Genomic DNA, 26,370 nt, shown 5'->3' on the forward strand with positions numbered 1-26,370 from the left:
GTTATAATTTCTAACAGTGTTAATTGTTGAGCAAAAAAAATTACAATATTTGCTAAAGGATTAAATTATTGTTTTCATGATTATAATTGTTTTAATGTTGTTATATATTATGAGGAGCAAAGTGTTATATTTTCTAACAGTGTTTAATTTTAAGAAAAATTAAGTATTTTTTTTCCTTAAATATTTTCATTATTGTCTTTAATTTTTTAGTTTTATTTAAATAAAGGAGAGAATATTCGGTTGATATTTTTCCTAACGGTGTTAACTTTTGGTTCAAAAAAAATTTACAAAGATTTAATAAAAGCCGAAACTGTCTCGTCTAAAGTTGTTTTGTTCATTGTCGAAGGAATATCATCATTACGCATCATCATTATAGAAATCAAGCCATGAATCGCAGAAAATAAAGCATGAGATGAATGACATGCGCTTTCCGGATTTGACCCTTTCTTCATAATAATCTCGTAAGTACAATCATAAATCATATCCTGAAAAGACGAAAATTCTTCTTTCATCATTCCTTTTCCGCTACATTGCATTCCCAAACCAAACATCAGCTGATAATATTCTTTATTATTAAAAGCAAATTTCCAATAGGCATCAACAATTGCTTCAAGCTGATCTTCTGGAGTATCATGTTTTTTCTGGGCTTTTAACAATTCTATATGCAAACTGTGGAAACCATTTAAAGAGATTTCGTATAAAATAGCTTCTTTGTTCTCAAAATAATCGTAAACAACCGGAGCGCTGTATTCAATGGCTTCTGCGATTTTACGAATAGAAAGCGAGGCCCATCCTTCCGTTTTAGCCAAAGTGAATGCGGCCTGCAAAATATTTGCACGGATCGATTCCTTTTCTCTTTGACGGCGTTCATGTAAGCCCATTATTTATTTTACTAACAGTGTTAGCAAAACTACAAACATTTAATGATACCAACCAAATTTTATTTGAAATTTAACATTAAAATGTAAGTTTGAAATCCGAATTGGCTAATCGTAAAACTTGTTTTATCTTTGTCTTTAAAGAATTATCGATATGAATACTCCTTCAAATATGCTGGCCTTGGGAACAAAAGCTCCTTATTTTGAACTTCCGAATCCTTCGAAAAGCAATGAAATCCAATCGCTGGAAGATCTGAAAGGTGAAAAAGGAACTTTGGTGATCTTTATGTGCAATCATTGCCCTTTTGTTTTGCATGTAATAGACAAGCTTACAGAGCTTTATGAGGATTATAATGAAGCGGGAATAGAATTTATTGCGATCAATTCCAATAATGTAGAAAAGTATCCGGCAGATTCTCCGGAAAAAATGATCGAATTTCAGATTGAAAGAAAGTTTGATTTTCCTTATTTATATGACGAAAGCCAGGCTGTTGCAAAATCTTTTCAGGCGGCATGTACTCCGGACTTCTTTTTCTTTGATGAGAAATTAGATTTGATTTACAGAGGTCAAATGGACGATTCCAGACCCGGAAATCATAAAGATGTGACTGGTGAAGACTTAATTATCGCCTTCGAAAATCTTTTGGTCGGTGAGCCGCAGGAAGAAATTCAGCGCCCAAGCATGGGCTGTAATATCAAATGGAAAGAATAAGTTTTAATTACAATAAAAAAAACCGTCAAATTCTGACGGTTTTTTTGTGAAATCAATTTTATTTTAAAAACGGATTGTATTGTTTTTCAAAGCCAATTGTTGTAGGATTTCCGTGTCCTGAAAAAACCTGTGTTTCATCATCTAAAATGAAAAGCTTGGTTTTTATTCCATCAATTAATTGTTCATAATTTCCTTTGTAAAGATCTGTTCTTCCGATACTTCCTTCAAAAAGAACATCTCCTGAAATCATAAATTTTTGATTTTCGTTATGATAAACAACACTTCCCGGCGAATGTCCCGGAACGTGATAAATTTTAAATTTTTCTCCGTCAAAATCAAGTTCGTTGTCTTCATTTATGTATTCGATATCGGCTTTCACGGCATTAATCTGAAAACCGAATCTCATTCCGCTGATCTGAAGCATATCCAATACTTCCTGATCTTCTTTATGCATCGTTACCGGAATTTTAAATTTGTCAAAAGCCCATTGTAAGCCCAAAACATGATCGATATGAGCATGAGTCAAAAGGATTTTCTGAACTTTCAGATCATTTTCTGTAATGAAATTGTCGATTTTCTTTGTTTCCAGCTCATTCATATTTCCCGGGTCGATCAGCCAGGCATTTTTATTTTCGTTGTAAATAATATAAGTGTTTTCGCTTGCAAAATTGAATACGAAATCCTTTATCTGAAACATATTTTGAATATTTAAGTCATCAAAAATACAATATTCTTAGTATAATGACGATTTTTCTTTATCTTCGTAGTAATGAAAACGTTGCAGATATTTTTACTAAGTTTAAGTGCTTTGGCTTTCGGGCAAAACATTCAGAGCATCCAGTTATTTAATCCTCAGACAAACGACGAAACCCCTGTCATCAATATGAATCAGCAATTGGTTTTAAGTTTTGATGACCTTACGAATTCAAGTGAAATCTATCGTTATACCTTGAAGCATTACGACAGAAACTGGCAGGAAGATAATCTTTTTTTTACCGAAATAGCCAGCGGAAATATGAATGCGCTTTTGGATCAGTTTCAATATTCCTTTAATACGATTCAGGCGTATACACATTATACTTTACAATTTCCAAATGATAAAATGAAGCCAAAAATTTCCGGCAATTTTGAAATTATCGTTTATAAAAGTTCTGCAGATCAGCCTCTTTTCACGAGAAGATTTTATGTGGTGGAAGATCAGGTGAATTTAGCTTTAAATGTTTCAAGAATTTCAGATGCCAGAAAGCCAAACATCAACCAAAGAGTTGAGGTGCAGGCGACTTCCAAAGGCGGAGACCTTTCTTCAAATGTAAATTCGATGACTTTAAATGTCGTTCAGAATAACAATATGCACATTACGGTTAATAATTTAAGACCGAGCTCTACTTTGGGAAGCCAGATTCTTTTTCAGCAGATGGATCTTACTTTTCCGGGAAATAATGAATTTTATTATTTTGATAATAAAAATATGGACATGGCGGCCGATATGGTTCGTGAAACGGGTAATATAGACGGAATCAACCAGACTTATCTGCATCCGGTTTGGGCATATCCGCTGAATTATCAGTATCAGCCTGACGTGAATGGTGCTTTCTATTACCGAAGAAATGATTTGGGAATCGAAAGAAATGCAGAAAGAGAAGCCGATTATTCTTGGGTTTACTTTTCTTTGGATTCTGAACCTATTGACAAAGAACTGTATGTTTTGGGAGGCTTTAATAATTTTAAGGCGGGTAAAGAAAACCAAATGCATTATGATGCCGACAAAAAACAATATGTCGCAAAAATTTTCCTGAAACAGGGTTTTTACAATTATATTCTGGCAACAAAAGAAAGCAACGGAGCTTTGAATTTTGGAGAAGTCAACGGAAATTTCTGGCAGACAGAAAATCTTTATCAGGCTTTTTTATATTATAAGCCTTTTGGCAGAAATTACGATGGATTAATTGGTTACGGAGAATTCAGGACGCCGGTTAAATAAATTATTCAGAGATTTTCTGTTTTGATATGATAATTTTAAAATGATCACAATCTTCAAAACAGATTCCGTTTTCTTTCCAATAAGGATTTTTTGGTTGAATTAATGGAACCTCAAATGTTTTAAGATTCTCTAAGATTTTTTGATATTCAACAATTTCGGTAGGGTAAAAAACTAAAATATCATCTTCATCAAAAACAGAAATTGTTTTTTCTTCGGATTGGGTAAATTCCAAATGCTAGTTTTCTCCCTTTTTTCCAAGAAAAACACCATCGTAATGATCATGATTTTTGAAATCTCCTAAAATTTCAAAATTTAATATTTTGGTGTAGAAATTCACCAAGCTTTCAAGTTTATTGGTATGTCGAGCGTATCTGAAAATCATTTTTAAAATTTAAGCAAAATAAAATTCTCCCAATTTTTCTTCACAAAGTGTTTTTACTACTTCAATCCATCGGTCTTCATCATTCAGGCAAGGAATGTAATGGAAATTTTCTCCGCCGCCATGTAAAAACTGTTCTTTTCCTTCAACCGAAATTTCTTCCAGAGTTTCCAGGCAATCTGAGACAAAAGCCGGACAGACAATAGCCAAATTTTTCACTCCTTTTTTTGCAATTGTTTCTAACGTTTCATCTGTATAAGGCTCAATCCATTTATCTTTTCCTAATCTCGATTGAAAAGAAACAATCACTTTTTCTTTCGGTAAACCAAGCTTTTCAATCACGCTCTGTGTAGTTTTGAAACACTGGTGACGGTAACAAAACTGGTGACTAGGATTATGATCTCTCGAACAACAGTCGTTTAGATTACATGTTTTTGTAGGATCGGTTTTATAAATATGCCTTTCCGGAACGCCGTGATACGAAAACTGCAAGGCATCAAAATTTTCAGGAAGTTTTTCCTTAATGCTTTCTGCAAGACAATTGATATAAATTTCGCGGTTGTAAAAAGGCTGGATATAATTGATTTTAACCCCGGGAAATTTCTTTTTTCGAACTTCTTCAGCTTTCTCAATTACAGTTTCGGTTGTACTCATTGCATATTGCGGATACAACGGAAAAAGAACGATCTCAGAAACACCTTGGTCTACTAATTTTTGGATTCCGGCTTCAATGCTTGGCTGTGCATACCGCATACCTATTTCTACAGGAACATCAACTATTTTTTGAAGTTTTTTCTGAATTTTCTGAGTAATGACAATCAACGGCGAACCTTCATCTGTCCAGACTGTTTTGTATGCTTCGGCCGATTTTGGAGGTCTTGTTTTCAAAATAATTCCCTGAACCAAAAGTGCACGGAAAATCCAGCGATAATCGATCACTTTTTCGTCCATTAAAAACTCGTCAAGATATTCTTTTACATCGGGTACGGAAGTGGATCTTGGTGAGCCGAGATTTACTAATAAAATTCCTTTCATAAATATAAGTAAAGAGTAATAAATAATAAGCAATAAGCAGTACTCAAAATTACTTATTACTCATCACTTATTACTAATATTTTTTTATCCGTTTACAGCTTCAACTTTTTCCACCAAATCCGGAACGAATTGTTTTAAAATATTTTCGATTCCGTTTTTGAGTGTCGCCGTAGAACTCGGGCAGCCTGAACAAGCTCCTTGTAAAAGCATTTTTGCTGTTTTGGTAGCTTCATCGTATTCCATTAAAGAAATTTTTCCGCCATCATTTTCTACCGCAGGAGCAACATATTCATTTAAAATGTCAGAGATTTTCTGTTCATCGTCGGTATAATCTCTGTTGATGATTTTTTCTACCGGACTTTCATGTTTCTGAGCTTCGATGTTAGCGATTTCGCCTCCATTTTGAAGATATTCTGCAATCAAGCCGCGAACGGCCACCATTACCTCATGCCATTCAACAGAATTATCTCTTGTTACGGCTACAAAATTATCTGAAATAAAAACTTCTTTAGCAAAATCAAATTCTTTAAAGATTGTTTCAGCCAAAGGAACTCCTTCAGCTTGATCTCTTGATTTTACTTCCACAAAGCCATCAAGCAGCATCTTGCTGGAAACGAATTTCATCACATTAGGATTGGGAGTCATTTCTGCATAAATTTGATACATTTCCTTTTTCTTCTGAAGATAAATTCTCGGATTGGCCAAAAGCTCGTCTTCGATTACATTTTTCAGGTTTTCGGCAATATGTTCCCATTCTACGGTGTCCTGCTTGGCTACAGCCACGAAATTGGCAGTAATAAAAATTCTGTCAACAAAGGGATAATTGAAAAGTTCCTGAGCCAAAGGAATTTCTGATATATCTGAATTTCTGTCCAATTCTAAAGACCCTGGAATCAAGTTGTAATCTGCTACAAATTTGATCACTTTTGGGTTTTCTGTTGGTTCTATAAGAATAGTACGCATTTTTTAATTAAATTTGAGATACAAAAATACGCATAAGAAGTTAGATGTCGGAAGATAGAAGTTAGATTTTTGCTATCGCTTTGATTTAGACACAGAAATTAGCAGCATTCATTTTTGAATCTTTATTATTTTTTTTAAATTAACAACCAAATTTATGGCACTTATAAAGGAACTTTTAGGAAAAACACCTCAAATCGGTGAAAACACTTTTTTAGCAGAAACTGCAACAGTAATCGGAGATGTAGTGATGGGAAAAGATTGCAGCATCTGGTATAATGCAGTGATAAGAGGCGATGTGAATTACATTAAAATGGGGGATAAGGTAAACGTGCAGGATAACGTAATGCTGCATTGTACTTATGAAAAGTTTCCTTTAGAGATCGGGAATAACGTATCGATCGGCCATAATGCGATTGTGCATGGATGTAAGATTCAAGATAATGTATTGATTGGGATGGGATCTATCGTCATGGATGATTGCCTTGTTGAGGAAAACTCTATTGTGGGAGCGGGTTCTGTAGTTATCCAAGGGACTCATATTAAATCAGGCGAAGTTTGGGGCGGAGTTCCTGCAAAAAAAATTAAAGATATTTCTGCGGCACTTTTGGAAGGCGAAGTCAATAGAATTGCTGACAATTATGTAAAATATTCTTCTTGGTATAAAAAAGATTAAATTAAAAAATCCTGTCAGAATTGACAGGATTTCAGGTTTATATTTAAATATATCTTATGCACGTTCGGGCTTTTCAATCAAAATATTATATGTAAATGCCGCAGCAATACCTCCCAAAACAGGTGCTAAAACGAATAGCCATAATTGCGAAAGAGCTTCACCGCCAGCAAAAATTGCAGGGCCTATACTTCTTGCAGGATTTACAGAAACACCTGTTACTTTTATGCCAACGATATGTATTAAAACCAAAGAAAAGCCAATTGCTAAACCGGCAAATCCGCCATTGATATTTTTCGTAGAAGTTGCTCCTAAAATAACCATCAGGAAAATAAATGTAAATACAAATTCTGCTACAAATGCTGCAATTGTATTGTATTCATCAAGATAGCCTGTTCCCCAGCCGTTTGAGCCCAATGCCCAAGGTCCGATTTCTGCGCCGGGATGATTGGTAAAAATTACATACAATATTCCTGCTCCAATGATTGCCCCGATTATTTGTGCAATAATATACCTGACCGCTTCTTCCATTTTCATCCTTCCTGCTGCAACCATTGCAATTGAAATAGCCGGATTGATGTGACAGCCGGAAATATGGCCGATCGCATAAGCCATTGCAACGACGCTAAGACCAAATGCAAAAGAAATTCCTAAAAGTCCCACACCTGTCGTTCCGTCTGCTCCTGCGATGACTGCGCTACCGCATCCCATCAGAACAAGAACCATTGTGCCAAGCATTTCTGCTACGAATTTTGAAGTTTTTGAAATCATCGTTATTTATTTTTTTGATTAGATCACTAAATTACAAAAATAAATTAGTCAACATTATGCTGTTTTTGATAAAATAATTATGATTATTTATTTTAATTTTTGAAATATTATTAAAGTTTTAACTTATTTTATATTGTCGTATCTATTTATGAATGATTTGTGTTTACTTAATTAATGCTTTTTTAGCGTAACAAAAATGATATTTTTGCGTTTAAAGTTTTCAAAATAGCCCTTTAATGAAGAAGTTTCTGTACATTATTCCTTTATTTATTCAGCAGATTGTTTATAGCCAAGCCTCAAAGAAAAAACTGCCGTGTTATGATCTTACAGCGGTTTTGAAGGTGCAGCCGACGCCTCTTTACAAGCCGCATCTGGACGCTTCAAAAAGATTTAATGTAAAGCTTTTAAAAAATTCAGGAAATGTTCAGAAATATATTAATAGCGGAAAATTTCATAAAGTAAAAAAGACAGGGAAAGGATATCGTGTCCAAAATTTAGATTACAGCAGAGCATATCTTGTTTCCAAGGCTAAAATCACTTTGGAAAATATGGGCTCGAGATTCAGCAAAGAAACAAAAGGACATACTTTTACGGTTTCTTCAATAACCAGAACGCTGGAAGACCAATGCAGGCTAAGAAAAGTAAATTCTAATGCGTCGTTGGGAATCAGTTCTCACAATTACGGAAATTCTTTCGATATATCTTATGTCAGATTTAATGGTGTTTTAAAAAGGAATCCAAAAATGGAAGTTGCGCTGGAAAAAGTTTTAAAACATTATGCCAATGCAGGCCGCATTTATTACATCAAGGAAAGACAACAAAGCTGTTTTCATGTGACAGTCAGAAATTATTAATGACTTTTAAAAAATAAAACTTTATATCTGTTTCAACAATTGTAATCCGTAGTAGTACGGATTTTTTTATTTGGTAGTTTTTACTCTAAAATCTGCTTTTTTTTCATCGTTACTTTGGAGTGTTCATTTAATGAAGCTTCAAAAAATGTGAACAAAAAACATCAATACAATAACCACAAAATAATAAGGAAATGACAGTTTCACAATGGCTAAAAAAGGCAAACAAGCTTTTAGAAGTTTGTTTAGATGAAAAATCACAAAAAAACGGAAGCAAAAAAACTTCAATGGCTCAGGCTACTGCTTTAAATGAATTGCAACATGCAATTGGTTCGCATCACGGAATTAAGCAGGTTACTTATAACGAAACGGCAGAAAGCCTCGAAAAAATGATTGAAATGGTAAATGGAGGCCTTAAAACACCTCCGCTTATTGCAGATTAAACAAAAAAAGTAAATAAAATAATCTTTAAAAAATAATAATATGGCATGTAGAACAGCATCTGTCGAAAGAGTGGCAGATAAAACAGTAAAAGCAAAAGAACAGATCGACAAGCTTCAGTCAATGATTGAATCTCAGGAAGCTAGAAATAAAGCTAATTTTTATAAGCAGATTGACGAGCATTTGGCAAGTGCGCAACTTACTGATGCGAGAGAGATTTCTTATACTTCAAATATCAAAACGGAATATACAAGCGAATTTAGCTTAGATAAAATAGCCGGAGTAGTGGTTTCGGCATTAAAAGCTGTAAAGGCTGTGAAAGATCCTACAAATCCGGAAGGTTTGGCGAGTGGTGCAGCTATTGATGCTTATGCAGATGTTGTGAATGCGGTTGCAGAAGCGGCAAAATCATCATCTACTTCTGCTGCCAGCTTGGCTTTTTCTATGAATAGGTTGCAGCCGGGAACTATTGCTTTTTTGTATGCATCATCAATTAATATTCAGGATGACGAGACTTTTGGAAGTGAAGCAGTGACGACTACCGCAATTTATTACAGACTTATGGAAAGTCCCAGAGATGTAGAATTATCAGCAGCTTTAGACGCTACAAGAATTCGTGTGGCTGCAGATTTGGCAACTTACAAAAAATTCATTGCATTGCAGGCTGCTTTGGTAGATTCTCTTGCTGCCGGTAAGATTAGCTTTGAGCTGTATCTTGTACAGGATGATTTGTATGCTAAAAAAGCTGCCGAATTACAAAAAAGAGTAAAAGACGGTACGCCAACAGCCAAAATGGCAAAAGGTCTTACTCCGGAAATTTTATCGGTGGAAGATATGGGATTATCATTAAAAAATAAAGATCTTGTGCTTTCTGCGGTAGATAAACTTTCAGGAATGGGAGAAATTTACAGGAAAGTGGTTGAAAAAACGCGTTCTCGTGTACAAAACGGATATTTTTAATAAAAACAAATCATTTTAATTTAAAAAGAGTTGTCTATTAGGCAACTCTTTTTATTTCTGTACATTCATTTCTTTTTCCGTATTTTTGCACCCGAAAAATATTCATTAGTCATTATTCATCATTAATTATCATAAAAGATGCTTTCGGTTCAAGGTTTAGGATTACATCATTCGGGAAACTATTTGTTTCAAAACGTGAATTTCACCATTAAAAAGGATGATAAAGTTGGTTTGGTCGGTAAAAACGGAGCTGGAAAATCCACTTTACTGAAAATGCTTTCCAAGGAAATCACTTTTTTTGAAGGAATTGTAGTTCCGGAAGGCAATATCACGATCGGTTTTCTAAAGCAGGATCTTGACTTTGTAAAAGGCAGAACTGTTTGGAACGAAACCATGCAGGCTTTCGAACAGATCAATGCCTGGAAAAATGAACTGGAGGAAGTAAACCATCAATTGGCTACAAGAACAGACTATGAAAGTGATGCTTATACGGATATTATCAACAAAATGACAGAGCTGAATGATCTTTTGATGCATCACGACGCTTACAATCTGGAAGGCGATGTAGAAAAAGTATTGTTTGGATTAGGCTTTAAAGCTGATGATTTTCATAAAATTACCGACGAATTTTCCGGTGGATGGAGGATGAGAATCGAATTGGCAAAGCTTCTTCTTCAAAAAAATGATTTGATGCTTCTCGATGAGCCAACCAACCATTTGGATATGGAATCGATCATCTGGCTGGAGAATTTTTTGAAAGATTATCCGGGCGCAATCGTTTTGGTAAGTCACGACAAGCAGTTTATGACGGCGGTTTGTAACCGTACTTTTGATGTGAATAACAGGAAAGTTGATGATTATAAAGCCAATTATTCCAAATATTTGGTAATGCGTGAAGAACGTCGCGAAAAGCTGATTCAGGCTAAAAAGAATCAGGATGCGGAAATCAAGCAAATGGAAGATAATATTAATAAGTTCCGTGCAAGTGCTACAAAAGCGTCTTTTGCGCAGTCGCTTATTAAAAAATTAGATAAAATAGACCGTATTGAGGTTGATAATGAAGATGTTTCTAAATTTAATATCCGTTTTGTGCAATCTGTCGTTCCCGGAAAAGTGATTTTTGAAGCGGAAAACTTAGGAAAAGCTTACGGAAAAAAACAGATTTTTGATGAGGTGGATTTCATCGTTCAACGAGGTGACAGAATTGCTCTTTTAGGGCAAAACGGACAAGGAAAAACAACTTTGGCCAAGATTCTTGCCGGAGATATTAAAGATTATTCAGGAAGCTGGAATTTAGGACATAATGTAAATATTGGCTATTTTGCTCAAAATCAGGAAGAGGTTTTGACGCCAAATAAAACAGTTTTGGAAGAAGCTGAAGATTCTGCAACGGAAGAAACGAGGCCTCGAGTAAGGGATTTGCTGGGATCTTTCCTTTTTCAGGGTGAAGCGGTAAATAAGAAAACGAAAGTGCTTTCCGGAGGTGAAAGAAACCGTTTGGCGCTTTGTAAATTGTTGCTGCGTCCTTTCAATACGTTGATTATGGATGAGCCGACCAATCACCTGGATATTCAGTCTAAAGAGATTATCAAGCTGGCTTTGCAGAAATTTGAAGGAACTTTGATCGTAATTTCTCACGACAGAGAATTCCTGCAAGGACTTTGTGATAAAATTTTCGAATTCCGAGATGGTAAAATGAAAGAATTCCTTGGAAGTATCAACGAATATCTTGAATACAGACAGAAAGAATCGATCAGAGAAATTTCTGCCGAGAAAGCAAAGCTTCATGATGATACAATTCCGGCTAGGCCAGTCGTAAAAGAAGTTAAAGCTGAAGAAAAATCTCAGATTATCAGTAAAGAACAAAAAAATATTCAAAATAAAATAAAGAAAGTGGAAGAAAAAATTTCCGAACTCGAATTAAAGATCGAAGAAATGGAAGCCACTTTTACAAAAGAAAATCCTTCCGAAGAAACTTTAGAAAAATATAATAAAATTAAAGAAGAGCTGGATCTTACGTTGCAGGAATGGGAACATTTGGGCTCGCAATTAGTTTAACATAATATGATATTTGAACAAAGTAGAGGCATTTTTGTAACAAAGTACCAATCAAAACGACGTATAATCAAGTTTTGGAGAATGTTTTTAAGCAAGTTTAATGTAAAACTTAAATAATTATTCATATTTTTGACACATGATATTTAAAGAAACCAGACAATTTAAAAGTTTTGTTTCCAAGCTTATGTTTGGGATCTACTTTTTGGCGCTGTTTTCTTCGAGTTTTCACAGTCACGATTCAGCGGATGTTTTTATAGGTTTTAATTTTAAAAAATCTGAAAACAATATTTCAAAATCCGAAGCCAAAGAAAAAGCCGGCGACTGTCTGGCGTGTCATTTTTTGGCAACCGGGAACACTTTGGTTCCTGAAGAATTCAGTTTTACTTTCGAAAATTATTCGCACGAAGTAAAACAAATCATTACTATTCAGGAAGAAATCTGGTCTCAGACCAAATATACTTTTCATCTTCGGGGACCTCCCGCACTTTCTTAATTCTCAGATTTCTTATTGATTTTGCCTAATTTTTTAAGGCTTAAAATGATTGTTAATGGAAGATTAAACCATTAATTGAACGTTGAGCATTTAAATATTAGCTTGATGTGAAATATATACATCATACAATTTAAATAAGTAATTACTTCTCACGATTTTAAAAATGTACTTTTTAAAAGTACGCAATCAATCTATTTACAATGAAATTGATGTATAGCATAATGCTGATCTTTTGTGGATTAGTATTTACAAACGCACAAAAAACTTTTACGGTTCAGGGCGTGGTTCAGGATTTCCATGATAAAACCATGCTCGAAAATGCTTTGGTAAAATTGGGGACTTACACCGCCAAAACAGATAAAAACGGAAAGTTTTCTTTTAATAAAATCCCGCAGGGAAACTATATACTCATTGCCAAACATCCTGCTTGTAATGATTATACTGAAAATGTAGGAGTTACACAGGATTTGCATTTGGCGATAACTTTAGAGCATCACATTGGCGATATAGAAACGGTTACCCTTCACGGAAGCCACAAAAGCAAAGGCTCTGTAATTATGCAGACGCTCGGCCAATCTGATATTGAAAGAAATTCCACTGAAAATTTAGGGAATTTACTTTCAAGACTTTCGGGGGTAACTGCGCTGAAAACAGGTAATAATATTACAAAACCGGTTATTCATGGTTTGTACGGAAGCCGGATTTCTATTCTAAACAATGGTGTGAAGATGGCCGAACAGGAGTGGGGAGTAGAGCATGCGCCCAATATTGATGTGAATGATTTCAAGCATATTGATGTCATCAAAGGAGCATCCGCTTTGAAATATGGAAATGAAGGTATCGGAGGAATTGTCGTTCTCGAGCCGGCAGCCATTCCCCAAAAGGATACTTTGCAAGGAAATATTAAGCTTTCAGGTATTTCGAACGGAAGAGGTGGCGAGATTTCAGCCAATATTTTAAAGTCCTGGAAAAACCAATGGTTTGTAAAAACCGGCGGAAGCTACAAAAAGGTGGGAGATCTTTATATTCCGCATCATACGTTGCAAAATACCGGAGCGGAAGTTAATTCTTTTAATTTCTCTTTTGGAAATCACAGCTTTATGCAGGGTTTTGATGTTTCGTACAGCGGAATCAATCAGGAATTTGGTATTTTCAAAGGCGCGCATTTATCAAGCACCGAAGATTTTTATAAGGCGATTAATTTTGGGCAGCCTTATTTTTTGGATGATTTCAGCTATAATATTGATCATCCCAAACAAAAGGTGGAACATCATATTGCCAAGCTTTCTGCTTATAAACGTTTTGCAGATTTTGGAAAGCTGACTTTTCAGTATAGTTTTCAGTTGAATCACAGGGAAGAATATGACATCAGAAAAGGTGATTTGGCCGATAAGCCATCGATGGATTTGAGGTTGATTACACATTCTGCAAGCCTTGTTCATTTGCTTGAAAGATCAAATTGGAGTCTCGAAAGCGGGATTTCAGGAAGCTTTCAAGACAATTATCCTGATCCGCGAACCGAAGCCAGAAGGTTGATTCCCGATTATTACAGATATGATGCAGGCGCTTTTTCTGTCTTCAAATATCGATTTAATGCAAAACTGAATGCGGAAGCAGCGGCAAGATATGATTTCAGCAGATATGATGCCTATAAATATTATGATGAAACCGATTGGAATGCTAATTATGCCAATCTTTTCCCTGACTTTTTTGTTAAGAAAAGCGACAGCAGGATTTTGGCAAGACCTATTTTAGATTATCATAATTTTTCTGCAAATCTCGGTTTAGATTATAAGCCTTTTGAAAGTGTGGAAGTTAAATTAAATCTTTCTAAAGCCGAAAGAACTCCGAATCCTGCAGAATTATTTGCAGACGGACTTCACCATTCAGCAGCAGTGATCGAGGAAGGAGATTTGAAAATCAACAAAGAAACAGTTTATCAGGCGAATCTTTCTCTGGCGGCGAATTTCAATGTTTTGAAAGGTTTGCATTTGGAGGCTAATCCTTACATCATGGTTTCAGACAATTTTGTTAATCAGACTCCGACAGGTGTGCTTTATACAAACAGAGGCGTCTTTCCGGTTTGGACGTATCAGCAGATCAAAGCAAGAATTTTTGGGATCGATGCCGATGCCGAGCTGAATATTCTCGATAATTTAAAATGGAATACCGGCTTTAGTGCTTTGAAAGGTGATGATTTATCAAGTAACGAACCGTTGATTTTAATGATGCCTTCTAATCTACGAAACTCGGTTGAATTCAAATTAAATGCTCCCAAAAACTTTTATGTAAAACTTGAAAATCAAAATGTTTTTAAGCAAAAAAGTTTTCCGATCAGGAATCTTCCGGTGACATTCATTAAAGATGGCGAAATCATTAATGAAACCGTTGATCTAAGCTCTACTCCTGCGGCTTATGCTTTATTTAATGCTTCGGTTGGAGCAGATCTATTTAAAAATCTGAATCTTAATTTCAGAATCAATAACCTATTTAATACAGAGTATCGCGAATATCTGAACAGACTCAGATATTTTATGCCGGAATCCGGAAGGAATTTTATCCTTACTCTTAAATACAATTTCTAATTATTAATATTTAAAATTAAATCAAATGAAAAAATTATTCAACATTACACTCGTACTTTTTGCAGCACTTTTAATGTTCTCTTGTAGATCAGATGACGGAAACGATATTCCTGAAGATATCCACGAGCATGAGGAAATCGGAAAGGTAGTGGTAAAGCTTACAAATAATGCAGATGCTACTGATGTGCAAACCATCAATGTAATTGGCGGAATTGCTGATGCTCCTATTCATGGGCATATTGGTGACGTTTACAATGTAGAACTTGATTTTCAGACGATGCACAACGATCATTATGACAGTGCAAATGGCGAAATCGAGGAAGAAAAAGACGAACACTTTATTACATACCTTTTTTCAAATTCAGATATAAAAGTAAAAAGAGCAGCAAATGATATTGTAAGAACCGACGGTAAAAAACTGGGACTAAGAACACAATGGACCATCACAAGTGCAGCTCCTACAGGTAAAGTAAATATCAAACTAGTTCATACACCAACTTCGGTAAATGATAATTTTCCTTCTGTCGATAATCAGCTTGGGACTACAGTTGGAGGTGAAAGCGACGTAGATGTTTTCATTAATCTTGATGTTCACTAAAAACTTACTGTAATGTAAAAAAAGCCACTGATATTTTCGGTGGCTTTCTTTTTTATGAAATTTGGCGGGAAGAATTTGTCTTTAATGGGATATTTTGATAAAAAATTCATATTTTTGCAACCTAAAATTTTAATCAATAATGAAGGTTACCGCAAAAAACCATGATGATGTAAGTGCATTGCTTACAGTAACATTGGAGAAATCTGACTACAAAGAAAAAGTAGAAAAGCAATTGATTAATTATGCTAAAAACGCACAAGTTCCTGGTTTTAGAAAAGGAAAAGTGCCTTTGAGTATGGTTAGAAAGCAATATGAAGCAGGGATTGCATTCGAAGAAATCAACAAACAAGTTTCTGATGCTTTGAATAACTATATCAACGAAAACAAACTAAGATTAGTTGGTCAGCCAGTACCTCAACCAGTGAATGATTTCAATCACAATGCTGAAAAATTGGAAGTTGCTTTTGAAGTTGGTTATGAACCAGAATTTACTATAGATTTGGCTAAATATGAGGCTCCGCATTATAAAGTAGAAGCTTCGGAAAAAGAGATCAGCAAAAGCATCGAAAACATGCAAAAGCGTTTTGCAGAGCAGGTTCCGCAAGATAAGATCTCTAAAGATTCTTACGTTGCTTTAGAAATTTCTCAAGTTGTTGAAGAAGATGCTGAAGGTGAGCATCATCACCAGCCAAAGAACGTTACCATTACCGCTGAAAACAAAGATGCTTTCAAATTGGTAAAATCTTTGAAAATGGATGAGTCTGTGAAAGTTTCTAAAGAAACTCTTGCTGAAAACGAAACTTTGGCTAAAGAATTAGGATTCAGCAAAGAAGAAGCTGAGCACTTGCATCATGCTGAAGTAGAAGTGAAAGTAAAAGATTTCTACAACTTAAATTTGGCAGAACTTAATCAGGAATTATTTGATAAAGTATACGGAGAAGGAAACATCAAGTCTGAAGACGAGCTTAAAGAAAAAGTAAAAACTGAGCTTGATGAATATTTCCAGCAAAATGCAGATGTACATTTTGTAAATAAAGTATTGGAGCAGGTTTCTGAAAAAGAAGAAGTAAAACTTCCGGAAGAATTCTTAACGAAATGGTTGGTTTTCTCTAATCAGAATATTCAGTCGGAAGAGCAGGCTAAACAAATTCTTGAAGCTGAAAAAAATCAATTGAAATATCAGATCATTGAAGGTAAATTGATGAGCGATAACGATATCCAATTAGATTACGCTGATGTTTTGGCTCAGGCTGAGCAGTTGGTAAGAAACCAATTGGCGATCTACGGAATTCATCATTTAGGAGACGAGGAAATCCAAAAATATGCTGTTGAAATGTTGAAAGATCAAGAGCAGGTAAGACAAATCTCTTCTGAAGTTGCAATGGCAAAACTAAAAGACGTTATCCTTGAAAAGGCTACGAAAAAAGAAACTAAAATCTCTCACGACGAGTTTTTAGAAGAACTTAAAAAGTAATTTATTTTATAGAAAATATTAAACCTCCAATTGTTTGGAGGTTTTTTGTTATTGCCTATATTATTAAAGACAAAAAAAGCCTCCGAAGAGGCTTCTCATTACTGTTTTGTAAATACCAAATCTTTTATCTCAGGAAGATATATAGTAGTATCTGTTCCGGGAGGGCATCTGCTATCATCAACGATAATATCATTAGGACGATATTCCCAAGATATTTGTGTTGTGTTAAGTTTTTTTAATATAATAGTTCCCCAGCCCACACTACAATTTGTTCCTCCGTAGTAAAACAAAAGTGTCTTTCCATTATCCTCTGGCCACTGACTGTAAATTGTATGCTTATTTGGTTTGGTGAAAATAATGTATTTTGAGTATTTTGTAAGGTTATCCCTGAGGAGCTTTTAATTGTATATTTCATAGATAATACATCTCTATAATATTGATATTTACTACCATTAAAAAACTTATGTATTTCTTTGGTTATAAATAAGGAAATTATATTTCCATTAAAATTACCTTGCCAATTACCTACAAAAGCATCTAACTCATTATTTAAATCTTGTAGATAAGAATTTTGAGGAATTTCTGTATAATCAGTTTTCAGAGGGTAAATTTGCTGTGCTTTACAAGAACACACAACAAACACCCCTAAAAATAATATCAAGCTCCTCACTACTGTTTAGTAAAGATTAAATCCTTTGTTTCTGGAAGATATATTGTTGTATCTGTTCCGGGAGGGCATTTGCTGTCGTCAACGATAATATCATCTGGACGATACTCCCAAGAAACTTGTGTTGAACTAAGTTTTTTTAAATATATTAAACCATTTCCCACACCACAATTTGTTCCCCTATAATTAAATGTTAGAATATTATGATACGGATTTATTCTCATACTGTATATAGAATTATTTTGAGTATTTATTGCATAAGTATTCTGCAGAATAACACCGTTAGAATTTTTTACTGTAAATTTTATAGATAACACATCTCTGTAAAACTTTTGATCTGTATATTCAATTAATTTATGGGACTCTTTTGTAATAAATAATGTTATTTGTTTCCCATCATAAGTAGCTTTGTAAGTCCCGATATATGGATCCAATTCATTATTTAAATCTTTTAAATAAGAATAATCAGGGATATTTCTAAAATCAGTATTTAGCGGATATTCTTGTGCTTTACATGAAAACACAACAAACAATCCTAAAAATACTATCAAGCTCCTCACTATTGCTTCGTAAAGATTAAATCCTTCGTTTCAGGAAGATATATAGTAGTATTTGTTCCGGGAGGACATCTGCTGTCATCAACGATAATATCATTAGGACGATATTCCCAAGATATTTGTGTTGTGTTAAGTTTCTTCAAATAAATCAAACCATTCCCAACTGCACAATTCGTTCCACCATAACTGAATGACACTACTTGTAAATTTGGTCGTGTTATGATACTATAAATAGCAAAACGTAGCTGATTTGGTTGGAAGCTCATATTTTGAGTGTCCTGGAGCATTACTCCAGAAGAATTTATAACTTGGTATCTTATTGAAAGTATATCTTTATAAAAATTATTATTTCCAATTTGCATTAATTTATAGGGTTGTTTAGTAATAAATAAGTTTATTTGATTACCATCAAAAGTGGCTTTATAATTTCCAATATAATTATCTAATTCATTATTGAAATCTTTTATATAAGAATTATTTGGTATAGTAGTATAATCCGTATTTAAAGGATAGATTTGTTGTGCTTTACATGAAAACACAACAAACACCCCTAAAAATACTATCAAGCTCCTCACTATTGTTTAATAAAGATTAAATCCTTCGTTTCAGGAAGATATATAGTAGTATCTGTTCCGGGAGGGCATCTGCTATCATCAACGATAATATCATTAGGACGATATTCCCAAGATATTTGTGTTGTGTTAAGTTTTTTTAATATAATAGTTCCCCAGCCCACACTACAATTTGTTCCTCCGTAGTAAAACAAAAGTGTCTTTCCATTATCCTCTGGCCACTGACTGTAAATTGTATGCCTTATTTGGTTTGGTGAAAATAATGTATTTTGAGTATTTTGTAAGGTTATCCCTGAGGAGCTTTTAATTGTATATTTCATAGATAATACATCTCTATAATATTGATATTTACTACCATTAAAAAACTTATGTATTTCTTTGGTTATAAATAAGGAAATTATATTTCCATTAAAATTACCTTGCCAATTACCTACAAAAGCATCTAACTCATTATTTAAATCTTTTAGATAAGAATTTTGAGGAATTTCTGTATAATCCGTTTTCAGAGGGTAAATTTGTTGTGCTTTACATGAAAAGCTACAAACTAACACAAAAGCTAATACTATTTTTAAAATTATGTTTTTCATTTCTTTTATTTATTAATTAGGACAAGGTATATCTGATCTTGTTCCATCATTATTTTTAATTATCGTATTTATTGTTCCATTACTTTCTATTCTTTGTAGAGATACCTTACCTTCCAATCCCATATCTTTTAAAGTGCTAAAAAATAATTTTTCTAATCCGGATTGTCCTAAAGAATTATATAAGGCACTTCTCGTTTGATAATCTCTTCCAAGATCATCCAATTGTTCCTGTGAGAAATTTGTTGTCGAATCAAGATAATTTCCACCAAACGTTATTACATAATGCGTACCATTGGGAGCAACCATCCCTAAATAAGCATTATTTACATTACTTGGGTTTGAGGTAGGTTGTGCTCTTGCAAAAGCTAATAACTGGTCTATGTCCGGCGGGGAAAACATAGGTATTCCGGCTTCGGTATGATTGTGATATCCTCCTTCGTAGCCTGTCTTGTCTCCGAAATTTACTTTGTGATCTTCTCCTGTTATGGTTGCAGAAGGCGTTCCGTCTGCTTTGAATTTTATTCCTTTCTCTCCATAGTTGGGATCCGTTTTAGGAAGGGCAGATTGATCTTTCAGCTCTTTAAGGCCGGCTTCCATTTTGGGATTATTTACTATCGCTTTTGTTTTCTCACACGGTGTTTTAGTCTGCGTAGAATCAGTAGGGTTATTTGTTCCGCCTCCGTTTAGAAAATCATTATGTAGACAGTCCTGAAATTTGCTGCACTCTCCCGACGAAATGCTTCCACCCGGTGGGAAAGTGATTCCTCCGGTATCCGGAGGTGTAGGAATTGTAATGATCACTACATCAATATCACATGGCGGAGCTCCGGGAAACCCACAAGGACCGTCTATACCTTTATTGGCAGATTTATTTTGTGAAGTGCTTTTCTGATATTGTTCCCTGAACTGTTCCAGTATCTTTTGATAATAATCACTTTGCAGGTCTACTTTTACAAAATCTACTTTTGTTTCATCATCTTTTAGAATAGCGGCTACAATGCCTTCTACCTTGTAGTTTTTAATGAAAGGAAAAAGAATATATCGGTCATTTTCATGAACAATGATATCCTGAGAGCGGATGTTGAACTCTACATACTCGCCGCTCACATCAGAAGACTTTGACAATGCATTTTTCATGGCTTTTACGGTATGCTGCTCGCCATTGATCTCATCATGTCGCTCGAGTAGCGTCCTGAATCCGTCTGCATAGTTGACGGGCTGGTTGTCTTTGGAGGTGAATACCGAAAACTTTTTAGATTGAGCAGCAGCAGCATCCTTGTTTTTGAGATAGTCTTCGTCCGTACGACAGGAGTAGATTGACAGCAGTATAGCCGTGAGCAGGCAAAGCCCGAGAGTAATGTTTTTTCTCATAATTTTTTTGTGTTATTAGAATCCTAAATATATAAAATTTTTCTTCATTACAAAAATGTAGAATATTTTTCATGTTACAAAACCTGTTTCCGCATAATCTTACCCTTTTTTCGGGTAACTTTTTTAAAGGAAATTATTTTTATATTTGTTTCAAAATAAACGATATGACCAACAACGTGGCAGAAAAAATAAAAAGACTGAGAAAGTCTAAAGGTTTTTCTCAGGACGATATGGCAGAAAGGCTGCATATTTCGCAATCTGCCTATGCACGCATAGAGACCGGAGAAAGCCACTCTTGGGCTGCCCATATAGAAAAGCTAAGCGAAATCTTAGAAGTAAAACCCGAAGATTTTCTAACTGATGAAACCAATAACTTTAGTAGTTTAGATCAACTAGGAGGATTTGCATTTCAAAATGTTGGAACTATAACGACGATAAATTCATTCTTATCAGAAAAGCTGGTAGAGCAATACGAAGAGCGCATCGAAGAGCTGAAAGATCAGGTAAACTACTGGAAAAACAAGGCCAAGGGTTAGCCCATCGCTTTCTGCTTTTCCCGAAAGCTTGTCGCACCCCTGCAACAGACTTTCGGGAAGCTCCGAAAACCTGTCGCACCCTAGTAACGTACTTTCGGGAAGCTCCGAAAACCTCTTGCAGGGATGTTGGAGGTTTTCGGATAAAAGTGATTGCGGGATTATAGAGATGCTTCGAAAGGCTCAACATGACATCGCTGATGTTCTCTGTTTTTTTCTGCCTTTTGCCTGCAACATATAGTATGTATTTTATTCTGCTTTTTACATCATATTTGTTTACTAAATAATCTCGTTTTAAATATCTTTGTTGGTTTTTTCGCAAAGGCGCTAAGATTTTACTATTTATACTTTTTTTAAGACGCAAGGATTTTATCTTTGATAAAATTGATTGTGTGAAGCAGTTTGTGAAGAGTCGAAATTTTTGATTGTCCTGCGCCTTAAAATATTTCGTATTGCCAAAACTTGCGCCTTTGCGAAAAAACCAAGAATACCCATTCGGAACTCCCCGGATTACAATAATAAAAACACTCAACCTGTATCGTTTTTAAGTATCTTCGTAAAATATGCTCAGATTATTAACAAAAATATAAACATATTTCAAAAATATTTTTATTTTTTCATCATCGTATTGTTTTTATTCTTACTTTAGTATTCAGTTAACAACTAAAAAACACAAATATGAACGCTATCGATCTACCAAAGCTCCGCAATGCGGAGTATCTGCAGTACATGAAAGACTTTGCAGGAATCATCAACCTCAACAACCCCGAGTCTTTAGAGATTGACAACAAACTAGCCGCTTTTACAGGGAAAACTACCGAGCTTGAAGCACTTTTCAAAAAAGCCCTTGCCAGCGAACAGACTCAGAAGGTTTTAACACTGGATCAAAGGAGGGATGATGCCATCAACGGGATCTATTATTTCCTGGTATCGCAAAGCTACCATTTTGACAACGTCAAAAAACAGAATGCCCAAGCGCTCCTCAACAATATGGCACTGTACGGTGGAGGAATCGCCCGCCTCAATTATCAGGCAGAAACATCTACACTCAACAATCTTCTGCGCGACTGGGAAAACAAACCGGAACTTGCCAATGCAATAGCAGCTTTTGATCTGTCGGCATGGGTGAGCGAAATGAAAACCGCCAACGAAGAGTTCAATACAAAATATCTTTCCAGAACACAGGAGTACGGCGATGCCAATCCTGAAACAATCAAAGCCAAAAGAGAAGAGGCTAACGTTGCCTATTATGCCCTTCGCGACAGGATAGATGCACTTCACCTGTTGGTAGAAACGCCGCCTTCGCCATACACTACGGTCATCAATCAGCTCAATGCCCTCGCAGCACAATACAATATGTTGCTGGTCAGCAGAAAAGGGACATCAGGTAATGATGATAGTGAAACGCCAACAGTTTAAAGAATTTGAAAGCCGCCAGTTTTTTGGCGGCTTTTTTTATGTAATAAAACTTAATAATCAGTTATCGGGCAATATTCATATCTTTACATGACTAAAATTTAATTATATGAAAAAGATTGTTGTACCGTTTTTCTGTGCCGTACTTTTTTCCACTTCAGGATTCGCACAAAAAACATCTACCGCTACCGTGCAGTCAGCATCTGCTACTTCACAAATGACACCAAAACAGGTGATTGATAATTATTTGACTGCTCTTGGAGGAAAAGCAAAGCTGGAAGCTGTAAAATCTACAGTGATTGAAAATACCATTTCTGCTCAAGGGATGGAGATCAATTCTACCACAAAAAAGATGGGGAATAAATTTAAATCTGTACAGAATGTGATGGGGCAGGAGATGACCCAGGTTTTTGACGGCGAAAAAGGATATATGAACCAAATGGGAACCAAAACCGATTTTCCGGCAGATCAATTGGCAGAACTGAAGAAAAGCCAGACAATTGACGCTTTAGGGTACGAAGCTTCAAAATTTCAGTCGGTAGCTTCTGAAAAGATTGATAATAAAGATTATCATGTTTTGTCTTCGGATAAAGGTAAATTTTATTTTGACGTCGCTACAGGATTGCTTTATAAGGCAGAAACTTCTCAAGGGGAAGCTATAATGAAAAGCTATATGACTGTAGATGGAATTAAGTTCCCGGAACTGATCGAAGCTAAAGGCGGTGGCCAAACGGTAACGATCAAAACCAATAAAATAACGCTGAATTCTGGAGTAAGCGACGCAGATTTTAAATAAAACAATTGATAAGCGATAGAAACCGGATGTATGTCCGGTTTTTTTATTTTTTAAAACTTTAACGGAAGTTTAACTATAATTCATCATTAAAAGTTTCATTGAGTTGTGAATAATGTATATTTTTATGGCAGTTTATAAAAGTTAAACCGTATGAAAAAAATTTTATCGTCATTTGCAGTCATTGTACTGATGTCTGCCAACGCATTTGCACAAAATATTCCTATGGATCCTTCTGTAAAGACAGGAACTCTTCCCAACGGAATGAAGTATTACATCAAAAAGAATAATTTACCTGAAAAGAAAGTAGATTTCCGCCTGGCAATCAATGCAGGTTCTATTTTAGAAGATGAAAACCAAAGGGGTTTAGCTCACTTTATGGAGCATATGAACTTCAACGGAACTAAAAACTTTCCAGATAATAAACTGGTAGACTTTTTACAGTCGATCGGAGTAAAATTCGGTCAGCATCTTAACGCTTATACAAGTTTTGACGAAACGGTTTACATGCTTCCAGTTCCGCTAGATAAGCCCGGAAATCTTGATGCCGGCCTTAAAGTAATGGAAGACTGGGCATTTAATGCAACACTTACCGATGAGCAGATCAATAAAGAAAGAGGAGTTGTGTTGGAAGAATTGAGACTTGGTTTGGGAGCAGACAAGAGAATGTCTGACAAATATCTGCCAAAATTACTTCACAAATCACAATACGCAAACAGATTGCCGATCGGTACGAAAGATGTGCTTCAAAACTTCAAACCGGATGTGATAAGACAGTTCCATAAAGACTGGTACAGACCGGATCTTATGGCGATTGTAGTGGTGGGAGACATCAATGTAGAAGAAGTTGAGAAAAAAATAAAAGAAAACTTCGGTAAATATAAAAACCCTGCAAAGCCGAGAGAAAGAAAAACTTTTGACCTACCCAATCATAAAGAAACCCTTGTTGCAATAGAAACTGATCCTGATGCTACTAATTCTATGGTTCAGTTTGTAATGAAAGATGCAGATTCTTATCAGCCGGATGTTACGGTAGAGCAATACAATCAAAGTTTGATAGAAAACCTGGCTACAACAATGCTGAACAACAGATTGAGAGAATTGATCAATTCAAATAATCCGCCGTTTACTTACGGTTCTGTTTATCATGGCGGAACTTACGCAAGAACAAAAGAAGCTTTTCAGGGTTTTGCTGTGACGAAAGAAGGAAGCCAGCTCAATGCGCTGAATGTACTTTTGGAAGAAACTGAAAGAGCTAAAAGATTCGGATTTACACAAAGTGAATTAGACAGAGCAAAATCTCAGATTATCTCAAACCTGGAAAGAGCGTACAATAATCGTGATAAAACAGAAAGCGATATGTTGGTGGATGAATATGTAAGAAACTTCCTGGAGCAGGAGCCTATGCCCGGCATCGCTTGGGAATATGAAGATACAAAGAAATTTTTACCGTCTGTAACGCTGGCTCAGACCAATGATGTTATCAAAAAAATGGTAAAAGACGACAGCAGGGTAATCATCATTACGGGTCCTAAAAAAGACAATGTAACGATGCCTACGGAAGCAATGGTTCTAAAGACTTTCGAGAATGTAAAAATGGCCGATCTTAAACCTTACGAAGAAAAAGCTGAAATTAAACACCTGGTAAAACCATTCAAATCTGAAGGTAAAATTGCCAAAACAGAAACAGATGCAAAATTAGGAACTACAACATGGACTTTGAGCAATGGCGCAAAGGTAACCTTCAAAAAAACAAACTTTAAGGATGACGAAATTGTTTTCACGACGAGAAGCTTAGGCGGAAGCTCTTTGGTTCCTGATGCTGAATACAACAAAACGCAATTCGCTTATTCTGCGTTGCCGGAAGCAGGCGTTAATGGTTTATCTAAATCTGATCTTACCAACTATTTAGCCGGAAAACAGGTAAGCGTAAATCCTTTTGTCGGAAATTATGTAGAAGGTATTTCGGGAAGAACTTCTCAAAAAGACCTCGGAACGGCAATGGAGCTTTTATATGCTTATTTTACAGGATTAAATTATAGCCCTGAAGCATTTAATGCTTACAAACAAAAGCAATCTGCAATGATGGATAATATGCTGTCAAATCCGCAGTTTTATTTTTCAAGTGAGCATGCCAAATTTATGAATCAAAACAACCCGAGATTTATAGGCATCATCCCGATGGAAAAGGATTGGGCAGCAACAGATTACAAAAAAGCATATGATATTTATAAAGAGAAATTTGCCAATGCAGGTAATTTCCATTTCTATTTTGTAGGAAATATTGATGAAACTCAATTTAAAAATGAAGTTTTACAGTATATTGCAAGCTTACCATCTGCAGGAAAAACCACGACTTTCAAAGACACGGGTTACAGATCTGTAACAGGAGATTATACCAAAGTGTATAAAAAAGGAAAAGATCCTAAAAGTCTGGTTAGCATTTCGTATTCGGGAGAAGCTCCTTATAACGAAAAAGATGATTTGGCATTATCTGCTTTAGGAGAAGTCGCAACCATCAAAGTGATTGAAAAATTAAGAGAAGATGAAAGTGGTATCTACGGCGGTGGAGCAAGAGGCGGTATGAGCAAAGTACCTTACGGAGTTTATAATTTTTCTATCAGTTTCCCTTGTGGGCCTGAAAATGCCGATAAGCTTACGAAAAGTGCAATCGCAGAACTTCAGAAGCTGATCGAGAAAGGTCCGGAGCAAAAAGATCTTGATAAGTACAAAGAAGGTGAATATAATGATGATAAAACCAATATGAAAGACAATATGTATTGGATGAATCAGCTTACGCAAAATCAATATGACGGAAGCGATAAATATGAAATTCTGAATTATCAGGATAAAGTAAAAGCTTTAACCGTAAAAGATTTGCAGGATGTTGCTAAAAAATATCTTACGAAAAACAGAATTGTTGCTACTCTGATGCCGGAAGACGGTTGGGAAAATGCACCAAAAAAAGCTGAAGCAGGTAAAGCTACAGCGTCAACAAGCAAATAATTTTTATTATTAATTGAAT

General features: G+C 35.3%; 28 protein-coding genes. 15 read left to right on the forward strand and 13 right to left on the reverse strand.

Features of this window, described 5'->3' with window-relative positions; genetic code table 11:
* Positions 1–284: 284 nt before the first annotated feature.
* Entirely contained in the window at positions 285–881 is a 597-nt protein-coding gene (locus AC6CHK_RS14970; RefSeq protein ID WP_498097460.1) for a TetR/AcrR family transcriptional regulator, read from the reverse strand.
* 151 nt (positions 882–1,032) lie between these two features.
* Here AC6CHK_RS14970 and AC6CHK_RS14975 point away from each other — a divergent pair, with 151 nt between their 5' ends.
* Positions 1,033–1,590: a thioredoxin family protein gene (locus tag AC6CHK_RS14975; RefSeq protein ID WP_498097462.1), complete on the forward strand. Its 558-nt coding sequence runs from the start codon at positions 1,033–1,035 to the stop codon at positions 1,588–1,590.
* A 58-nt stretch (positions 1,591–1,648) separates the two neighbouring features.
* Here AC6CHK_RS14975 and AC6CHK_RS14980 read toward each other — a convergent pair whose 3' ends face one another.
* Positions 1,649–2,287, reverse strand: a complete 639-nt coding sequence (locus AC6CHK_RS14980; protein WP_498097464.1) for an MBL fold metallo-hydrolase — start codon at positions 2,285–2,287, stop codon at positions 1,649–1,651.
* A 72-nt stretch (positions 2,288–2,359) separates the two neighbouring features.
* Here AC6CHK_RS14980 and AC6CHK_RS14985 point away from each other — a divergent pair, with 72 nt between their 5' ends.
* A complete protein-coding gene (locus tag AC6CHK_RS14985) occupies positions 2,360–3,571 on the forward strand; it encodes a type IX secretion system plug protein (RefSeq protein ID WP_498097466.1) in 1,212 nt (403 codons plus the stop codon).
* 1 nt (position 3,572) lies between these two features.
* Here the strand turns inward: AC6CHK_RS14985 and AC6CHK_RS14990 are convergent, their stop codons facing one another.
* From AC6CHK_RS14990 to AC6CHK_RS15005, 4 genes are all read right to left on the reverse strand, one after another.
* On the reverse strand, positions 3,573–3,803 hold the full coding sequence (locus AC6CHK_RS14990) for a hypothetical protein (protein WP_498097468.1): 231 nt from the start codon (positions 3,801–3,803) through the stop codon (positions 3,573–3,575).
* Between the two features lie 3 nt (positions 3,804–3,806).
* On the reverse strand, positions 3,807–3,953 hold the full coding sequence (locus AC6CHK_RS14995) for a hypothetical protein (protein WP_498097470.1): 147 nt from the start codon (positions 3,951–3,953) through the stop codon (positions 3,807–3,809).
* 9 nt (positions 3,954–3,962) lie between these two features.
* Positions 3,963–4,991: a ferrochelatase gene (hemH, locus tag AC6CHK_RS15000; protein ID WP_498097518.1), complete on the reverse strand. Its 1,029-nt coding sequence runs from the start codon at positions 4,989–4,991 to the stop codon at positions 3,963–3,965.
* Between the two features lie 78 nt (positions 4,992–5,069).
* On the reverse strand, positions 5,070–5,948 hold the full coding sequence (locus tag AC6CHK_RS15005) for a NifU family protein (protein WP_498097472.1): 879 nt from the start codon (positions 5,946–5,948) through the stop codon (positions 5,070–5,072).
* A gap of 154 nt (positions 5,949–6,102) precedes the next feature.
* On the opposite strand from AC6CHK_RS15005, the gene AC6CHK_RS15010 reads away from it, so the two are divergent.
* Positions 6,103–6,621 carry a gamma carbonic anhydrase family protein gene (locus AC6CHK_RS15010; RefSeq protein WP_498097474.1) on the forward strand — a complete coding sequence of 173 codons (519 nt, stop codon included), beginning with the start codon at positions 6,103–6,105 and terminating at the stop codon, positions 6,619–6,621.
* Positions 6,622–6,675: 54 nt separating this feature from the next.
* Here the strand turns inward: AC6CHK_RS15010 and aqpZ are convergent, their stop codons facing one another.
* Complete coding sequence (gene aqpZ, locus AC6CHK_RS15015; protein WP_498097476.1) at positions 6,676–7,389, reverse strand: aquaporin Z; 714 nt, start codon at positions 7,387–7,389, stop codon at positions 6,676–6,678.
* A gap of 236 nt (positions 7,390–7,625) precedes the next feature.
* On the opposite strand from aqpZ, the gene AC6CHK_RS15020 reads away from it, so the two are divergent.
* The 8 genes from AC6CHK_RS15020 to AC6CHK_RS15055 all read left to right on the forward strand — a co-directional run bounded on the left by AC6CHK_RS15020 (position 7,626) and on the right by AC6CHK_RS15055 (position 16,849).
* Positions 7,626–8,243 carry a DUF5715 family protein gene (locus AC6CHK_RS15020; RefSeq protein ID WP_498097478.1) on the forward strand — a complete coding sequence of 206 codons (618 nt, stop codon included), beginning with the start codon at positions 7,626–7,628 and terminating at the stop codon, positions 8,241–8,243.
* A gap of 191 nt (positions 8,244–8,434) precedes the next feature.
* Positions 8,435–8,683, forward strand: a complete 249-nt coding sequence (locus AC6CHK_RS15025) for a hypothetical protein (RefSeq protein ID WP_498097480.1) — start codon at positions 8,435–8,437, stop codon at positions 8,681–8,683.
* Between the two features lie 40 nt (positions 8,684–8,723).
* The gene (locus AC6CHK_RS15030) at positions 8,724–9,641 is read left to right on the forward strand and encodes a hypothetical protein (RefSeq protein WP_498097482.1); all 918 of its coding nucleotides are present in this window, start codon (positions 8,724–8,726) and stop codon (positions 9,639–9,641) included.
* Between the two features lie 138 nt (positions 9,642–9,779).
* Positions 9,780–11,699 carry an ABC-F family ATP-binding cassette domain-containing protein gene (locus tag AC6CHK_RS15035; RefSeq protein WP_498097484.1) on the forward strand — a complete coding sequence of 640 codons (1,920 nt, stop codon included), beginning with the start codon at positions 9,780–9,782 and terminating at the stop codon, positions 11,697–11,699.
* 136 nt (positions 11,700–11,835) lie between these two features.
* Entirely contained in the window at positions 11,836–12,192 is a 357-nt protein-coding gene (locus tag AC6CHK_RS15040) for a hypothetical protein (protein ID WP_498097486.1), read from the forward strand.
* Between the two features lie 209 nt (positions 12,193–12,401).
* A complete protein-coding gene (locus AC6CHK_RS15045; RefSeq protein WP_498097488.1) occupies positions 12,402–14,777 on the forward strand; it encodes a TonB-dependent receptor in 2,376 nt (791 codons plus the stop codon).
* A gap of 25 nt (positions 14,778–14,802) precedes the next feature.
* Positions 14,803–15,375, forward strand: a complete 573-nt coding sequence (locus AC6CHK_RS15050) for a hypothetical protein (protein WP_498097490.1) — start codon at positions 14,803–14,805, stop codon at positions 15,373–15,375.
* 139 nt (positions 15,376–15,514) lie between these two features.
* Positions 15,515–16,849, forward strand: a complete 1,335-nt coding sequence (locus AC6CHK_RS15055; RefSeq protein ID WP_498097492.1) for a trigger factor — start codon at positions 15,515–15,517, stop codon at positions 16,847–16,849.
* Positions 16,850–16,947: 98 nt separating this feature from the next.
* On the opposite strand, the gene AC6CHK_RS15060 is transcribed toward AC6CHK_RS15055, so the two are convergent.
* Genes AC6CHK_RS15060 through AC6CHK_RS15085 form a run of 6 tightly spaced genes read right to left on the reverse strand, consistent with a single transcriptional unit; the run spans position 16,948 to position 20,603 of the window.
* Positions 16,948–17,139 (reverse strand): hypothetical protein, encoded by a 192-nt coding sequence (locus AC6CHK_RS15060; RefSeq protein ID WP_498097520.1) that lies wholly within the window; start codon positions 17,137–17,139, stop codon positions 16,948–16,950.
* Positions 17,085–17,519 (reverse strand): DUF6705 family protein, encoded by a 435-nt coding sequence (locus AC6CHK_RS15065; protein ID WP_498097494.1) that lies wholly within the window; start codon positions 17,517–17,519, stop codon positions 17,085–17,087. Before AC6CHK_RS15065 ends, AC6CHK_RS15060 begins: the two co-directional genes overlap by 55 nt.
* Positions 17,519–18,067: a DUF6705 family protein gene (locus tag AC6CHK_RS15070; protein WP_498097496.1), complete on the reverse strand. Its 549-nt coding sequence runs from the start codon at positions 18,065–18,067 to the stop codon at positions 17,519–17,521. The genes AC6CHK_RS15065 and AC6CHK_RS15070 overlap by 1 nt, the downstream gene beginning before the upstream one ends.
* Before the next feature lie 8 nt (positions 18,068–18,075).
* Entirely contained in the window at positions 18,076–18,639 is a 564-nt protein-coding gene (locus AC6CHK_RS15075; RefSeq protein WP_498097498.1) for a DUF6705 family protein, read from the reverse strand.
* Between the two features lie 8 nt (positions 18,640–18,647).
* Entirely contained in the window at positions 18,648–19,232 is a 585-nt protein-coding gene (locus tag AC6CHK_RS15080; protein WP_498097500.1) for a DUF6705 family protein, read from the reverse strand.
* 12 nt (positions 19,233–19,244) lie between these two features.
* The gene (locus tag AC6CHK_RS15085) at positions 19,245–20,603 is read right to left on the reverse strand and encodes a hypothetical protein (protein ID WP_498097502.1); all 1,359 of its coding nucleotides are present in this window, start codon (positions 20,601–20,603) and stop codon (positions 19,245–19,247) included.
* Between the two features lie 164 nt (positions 20,604–20,767).
* Between AC6CHK_RS15085 and AC6CHK_RS15090 the strand changes: the two genes are divergently transcribed.
* From AC6CHK_RS15090 to AC6CHK_RS15105, 4 genes are all read left to right on the forward strand, one after another.
* Entirely contained in the window at positions 20,768–21,139 is a 372-nt protein-coding gene (locus tag AC6CHK_RS15090; RefSeq protein WP_498097504.1) for a helix-turn-helix domain-containing protein, read from the forward strand.
* 675 nt (positions 21,140–21,814) lie between these two features.
* Positions 21,815–22,555, forward strand: coding sequence for a DUF6261 family protein (locus tag AC6CHK_RS15095; protein ID WP_498097506.1), 741 nt, complete (start codon positions 21,815–21,817; stop codon positions 22,553–22,555).
* Between the two features lie 106 nt (positions 22,556–22,661).
* Positions 22,662–23,348 (forward strand): hypothetical protein, encoded by a 687-nt coding sequence (locus AC6CHK_RS15100; RefSeq protein WP_498097508.1) that lies wholly within the window; start codon positions 22,662–22,664, stop codon positions 23,346–23,348.
* A gap of 150 nt (positions 23,349–23,498) precedes the next feature.
* A complete protein-coding gene (locus AC6CHK_RS15105) occupies positions 23,499–26,351 on the forward strand; it encodes a M16 family metallopeptidase (protein ID WP_498097510.1) in 2,853 nt (950 codons plus the stop codon).
* Positions 26,352–26,370: the final 19 nt, after the last annotated feature.

This window comes from Chryseobacterium sp. GQ58 (assembly GCF_059758895.1).